This is a genomic window from Planosporangium flavigriseum (assembly GCF_011947225.1).
GTDB lineage: Bacteria > Actinomycetota > Actinomycetes > Mycobacteriales > Micromonosporaceae > Planosporangium > Planosporangium flavigriseum.
Genome location: NZ_JAATVW010000048.1, coordinates 1 through 3,488, shown reverse-complemented (window position 1 = coordinate 3,488; position 3,488 = coordinate 1). Strand labels below are relative to the sequence as shown.

The following is a 3,488-nucleotide window of genomic DNA, read 5'->3' as shown; positions in this document are numbered from 1 at the left end:
CAGGGTCGTAGGCCTTGGCCGCGGTGGCCAGTGCCGCCATGCCGGCGGAGACGAGGTCTTCGCGGCTGACGTGAGCGGGCAGGCGGCCGAGCATCTCGCGCACGAGGTGGCCGACCAGCGGAAGGTGGCTACGAACCAGGTCCTCAATGGAGTTCGACGACGCGGCTGCGGCAGGATTAGTCATCAGTTTCCCCTCAGAGCGGTGGCCATGTCGGCTCACCGGCTGACAAGGGGAAACCTTCAACCACGGAAAGTGCTGTTGAAGTGCCCGTTCAGTTGCTGGCTGGTTGCATTGCAGCCGAACGCCTCAACGCGTCAGAGACGCCCCGACAACCGCCGATCCCGGCCCGATCAGGTTGCGACAGACGGTGAGAAGGGTGGCCGTCAGTACGACGGTCGCCTTGACCGGAACCACGTCCACCGCCGCGGATACGGCCGCCGGTTTCCCCGCCGAGATCGCATGAGCGGCGTGCGGCTCAGCCATCGCGAGCGCCGGCGCGTCGGACAGTCCAACAGCCACAGCCAGCACCCCGGCAGTGGCCGCGAACCCCGCCCTGGCGAGCTTGCCGGTCAGACCTTTCGGCGGTTCTTCATCCGCCATAAAGCGGCCGGATCGGACATTGGGCTGATTAACAGCTGCGGCGCTTGAGGCGATCGGCCAACTCGATACATTGGATAGTGATCAATCAGGGTGACGCCGCCGACCGGGTCGCCGGCGTCCTCGCCGCGATCCTGTCTCCCATCAGCGACAGGAGCAGCAGTTGACCACGACCGAGTCGGGCCAGGTCGATACCCGCGAGATGCTCGTCATCCACACGGCCTTGCGGCGCGAGTACCGCCTGGCACCCGCCCTCGTGCGTGCCGTCGCCCCCGGCGATGCGGCCCGGGCCCGCGTAATCAGCGAGCACCTCGACTTCCTGAACAACATGCTGCATCACCACCACAGCGGAGAGGACCGACTACTGTGGCCGAAGCTCCTGGATCGGGTACCCGCGGAGCTCGCTCCGATCGTGCAACTGATGGAGCAGCAGCACCACCAGATCCACGACACGTTGGAGCAGACCGGCGCCGCGATGGCGCGCTGGCGTGAACACGCCGCCGCGGCCGACCGCGATCAGTTGGCCGAGTCCCTGGAGCGCCTCTACGCCGGCCTGACCGAACACCTGGCCGCCGAGGAGGAGCACATCCTGCCGCTGGCGTCACGCTGCCTGACCCCGGCGGAGTGGGGACAGCTCGGCGAGGAAGGCATGGAAAGCGTGCCGAAGAACCAGCGCGCAATGATCTTCGGCATGCTCATGTACGAAGGCGACCCGCAGGTCATCGCGATGATGCTCGCCCAGGCCCCACTGCCGGCCCGCCTAATCGTGCCCGTCCTCGGCCGCCGGGCCTTCGCCCGCTACGCCCGCCGCGTCCACGGCACCCCGACACCGTGACGGCCCGACCCTGACGGGTCGTCGGTTGGCCGTCACCGGCTCGCCGCATCGGATGCTGCGAGCCGGCGGCGCGTGACGAACAGGGTGACCCAGCCGAACGCGAGCCCGACAGCCACCGTGACCACCATCGTCACAGGCTGACCGGGCAACAGCCCACCGATCTGCCTGGCCACCAGCCCAAGGCCTACGTACAAACCGGCCCACAACGCCGACCCCAGCGCCGAGTAACGCGCGAACCGCCGGTACGGCATCCGCAGACCCCCGGCAACCAACGGCACCAACGTGTTGATCACCGGCAGGAACGGCGCCACCACCAACACCCGACCACCCCGGTCCAACGCCCGCTCCGCAGCCACCCACCGTGGATCACCGATCCACCGGCCCAGCCGCCCCCGTCGCAGCCGCTCACCGAAGAACCGCCCCGCCGCGAACGTCAACGACCAACCGGCCAGGCACCCGCCGACGACCCACAGCAACGTACCGACCGCCGCGAACGGACCACCGACCCCGATCGCGGCCAGCACCGCGACATCTCCCGGCACCGCAATACCCACCAATGGGATCATGTCAAGCACCATCACCAGGGCCAGTGCCACGTCGAGCAGTTCCGTCGGCAACTCCTGCAGCTGCCCTAACCAGTACGCCATTGCCTCAGGCCGCCTCGTTTGCCGTCTCCGGCCGCGCGTGGGACCCGTGCGCGTGCCGATGGTGCTGTGTGTACTCGTCGCGTCGGCGCAGCATCGCGACGGCCATGAGCGGCAGCATGAGGACATGCCCGGCCGCCATGAGCGCGTGTCCGGATAGCAGCCCCGCCCAGTACGGGATGAAGAGCACGACGAACGGAATCTACATCGCGGCGCCCATTTCGGCGGTGCTCAACCAGCTGTGCCCTCGGTAACGCATCCACAACGACATTCCGCTGGTCATGTTCGTTGCCATCACCAGCGAGCCCACGTCCGCGCGCGAAAAAGCTGCGCTGGCGGCTGGCCGTCCGTCCGCTGTCTACGAACGTGGAGCGGCCAGGCCACCGTCGAGCAAGTCGAAAATCTGGTTGGCTAGGTCGATGAACCCCTCATCGCCGGTCTCCGGCCGCCACAGCCCGACCGTCAGCCGCACCATCAGATCCTCTACTCCGGCCAGCAGCGCGGGGTAGACGTCCGTGTTCGGGTCGGTATTGGTGCGCGCGGCGGCCCATTCGATGATGGCCCTCCGGAACGGAGCCAACGCCGCTACCTGTGACCCGATCAGGCTCGGGTTGGCACAGATCAGCGCCGTCAGTTCCTGCAGTTCGTGGACGTGGTGGGCCAACGTCGCGAGAGCGGCTGCCCGCAACGCCTGCATCGGGGTCTCCTCGGCCGGCCGCGCCGCCAACGCGGCGGCCAGGCACTCGACCTTGCCCGGCTCGCGTTCGACGATCGCGGCTTCCTTGGTGTCGAAGTAGTTGAAGAACGTTCGTCTGGAGACGTCCGCGGCCCCGGCGATCTCGTCGACCGTGACGTCGTCCAGTCCGCGTTCACGAACCAGGCGCCGCGCCGCGGACTGCAGCGCGCGGAAGGTCTCCAGTTTTTTGCGTTCCCGCAGCCCGGGCGGCGCCGTTGACGGTGTCGCGCAGCTGACGGCGTGAGCCCCGGTTCGCGAGGCCACGGTGGTGCTTTTCATCATGTTTCCCTATGTGGACAGAACCGGCGTTTTACTCGTCGATTCCGTTACCGGTGGCTTGTACTGCACGGTTGGTGTCGAGGGCGAGCATGAGCCGGCCGTCGAGCTTGAACGCGCCGGTGATCAGCTCCCGGCTGGGTCCGGTCAGCGTGTCCGGCGGCGTCCGCGCCTGGTCTGGGCAGGTCACAACGGTCTACTCACCGGGGACGAGGGGGCGCCGACGCTGGCGGGCGTCGACGCCCCAGATCAGGATCAGACAGGCGTCAGTACCGGAACTGGCTGACGAGCTGCTGAAGGTCGCCGCTCATGCGGGCCAGGTCCTCCGAAGTGGTTCGCGCTTCGGTGACCCCCTCGCTGGTGGTCTGCGCCGCGGTGGCCACACCGGTGATGTTCGAG

7 protein-coding genes are annotated in these 3,488 nt (G+C 67.8%); 1 reads left to right on the top strand and 6 read right to left on the bottom strand.

Annotation, left to right across the window (positions count from 1 at the left end):
* Nucleotides 1–184: sigma factor (locus tag HC028_RS26720; RefSeq protein WP_275941402.1), on the bottom strand; the 184-nt coding region annotated here is incomplete at its 3' end.
* 123 nt (nt 185–307) lie between these two features.
* Nucleotides 308–601, bottom strand: coding sequence for a hypothetical protein (locus tag HC028_RS26715; protein WP_168080210.1), 294 nt, complete (start codon nt 599–601; stop codon nt 308–310).
* Between the two features lie 160 nt (nt 602–761).
* Here HC028_RS26715 and HC028_RS26710 point away from each other — a divergent pair, with 160 nt between their 5' ends.
* Entirely contained in the window at nt 762–1,433 is a 672-nt protein-coding gene (locus tag HC028_RS26710) for a hemerythrin domain-containing protein (protein ID WP_239075762.1), read from the top strand.
* 32 nt (nt 1,434–1,465) lie between these two features.
* On the opposite strand, the gene HC028_RS26705 is transcribed toward HC028_RS26710, so the two are convergent.
* The 4 genes from HC028_RS26705 to HC028_RS26690 all read right to left on the bottom strand — a co-directional run bounded on the left by HC028_RS26705 (nt 1,466) and on the right by HC028_RS26690 (nt 3,279).
* Nucleotides 1,466–2,080 (bottom strand): DedA family protein, encoded by a 615-nt coding sequence (locus tag HC028_RS26705; protein WP_168080209.1) that lies wholly within the window; start codon nt 2,078–2,080, stop codon nt 1,466–1,468.
* A 4-nt stretch (nt 2,081–2,084) separates the two neighbouring features.
* Entirely contained in the window at nt 2,085–2,267 is a 183-nt protein-coding gene (locus tag HC028_RS26700) for a hypothetical protein (RefSeq protein WP_168080208.1), read from the bottom strand.
* 168 nt (nt 2,268–2,435) lie between these two features.
* On the bottom strand, nt 2,436–3,092 hold the full coding sequence (locus HC028_RS26695) for a TetR/AcrR family transcriptional regulator (RefSeq protein ID WP_168080207.1): 657 nt from the start codon (nt 3,090–3,092) through the stop codon (nt 2,436–2,438).
* A gap of 31 nt (nt 3,093–3,123) precedes the next feature.
* Nucleotides 3,124–3,279 (bottom strand): hypothetical protein, encoded by a 156-nt coding sequence (locus tag HC028_RS26690; protein ID WP_168080206.1) that lies wholly within the window; start codon nt 3,277–3,279, stop codon nt 3,124–3,126.
* Nucleotides 3,280–3,488: the final 209 nt, after the last annotated feature.